Here is a 1,222-nt window from a genome sequence, read left to right as displayed (position 1 = left end):
CGGCATTGCGCCACGACGCACACCCCGGCCGTTCAGGCCCCCGGCTCCGCCACCGGCGGCCATCCGCACGCGAGACGCCCTGCGCCGCGTCCGGACCGGCGCCCTGCCGTGACATCCCACGGTTCGAGGATCTTCGCTCCCGCCCGCCGGAGAGCGCCGACCTGAGGTGACGTGCCGCACGGTTTCTCCGTCCACGCCCGCCCCCGTACTTTCGGCCCGTTCCCCAGCGACCTCCTGCCGGCGCCCCGCGCTGCGGAGCTGCCACGCGACGTGCCGCCCCAGGAAGGTTTCGCATGAACCGCTCCAGTCACTCCCCGTACCGGAACGCCGACTCCCGCTCCTCGTCCTCATCCCGCTCCGGCGGCGCCCGCTCCGGCGGCAGCTCCTTCTACGGCGACCGGCCCGGCGGTGGCCGTGGCGGCCGTCGGACATCCTCGCCGCAGGGCGAGTTCGCGATGCCGGTGAGCACCACACCGGCGCTCCCGCCCGTCGAAATGTTCGACGAACTGGACATGCCCAAGGCCCTGCTGTCGGTGCTGACCCGCCAGGGCGTCACGTCACCGTTCCCGATCCAGGCCGCGACGCTCCCCAACTCGCTGGCCGGCCGCGACGTCCTCGGACGGGGCCGCACCGGCTCGGGCAAGACCATCGCGTTCGGCCTCGCGGTGCTGGCCCGTACCGCCGGCCGGCGCGCCGAGCCGCGCCGCCCGCTGGCCCTGGTGCTGGTGCCCACCCGTGAGCTCGCGCAGCAGGTCACCGACGCCCTCACCCCGTTCGCCCACGCGCTGCGGCTGCGGACGGCGACCGTGGTGGGCGGGATGTCGATCGGCCGCCAGGCGCAGGCGCTGAACCGCGGTGCGGAGGTCGTGGTCGCGACCCCCGGCCGGCTCAAGGACCTGATTCTGCGGGGCGACTGCCAGCTGGACGGGGTCGGCATCACGGTGCTCGACGAGGCCGACCAGATGGCCGACATGGGCTTCCTGCCGCAGGTCACCGAACTGCTCGAGCAGGTCGAGGAGGGCGGCCAGACGATGCTGTTCTCCGCCACCCTGGACCGCAACGTCGACCGCCTGGTGCGCCGCTTCCTGAACGACCCGGTCACGCACTCGGTGGACCCGTCCGCGGGAGCGGTCAGCACGATGGAGCACCACGTGCTGCACGTGCAGAACTCCGACAAGAACGCCACGATCGCCCACATCGCCTCCCGCGACGGCGGGGTGAT

The 1,222-nt window shown here is 73.3% G+C and carries 1 protein-coding gene; it reads left to right on the top strand.

Features of this window, described 5'->3' with window-relative positions; translation table 11 throughout:
* Positions 1-293: 293 nt before the first annotated feature.
* Positions 294-1,222, top strand: a 929-nt coding sequence (locus tag AB0D08_RS40830) for a DEAD/DEAH box helicase (RefSeq protein WP_359895440.1), incomplete at its 3' end; no start/stop codon positions are given.

This window comes from Kitasatospora sp. NPDC048540 (assembly GCF_040651175.1).
Taxonomy (GTDB): domain Bacteria; phylum Actinomycetota; class Actinomycetes; order Streptomycetales; family Streptomycetaceae; genus Kitasatospora.
The sequence above is the reverse complement of the archived record's forward strand: the minus strand, read 5'-3'. Positions and strand labels throughout refer to the sequence as shown.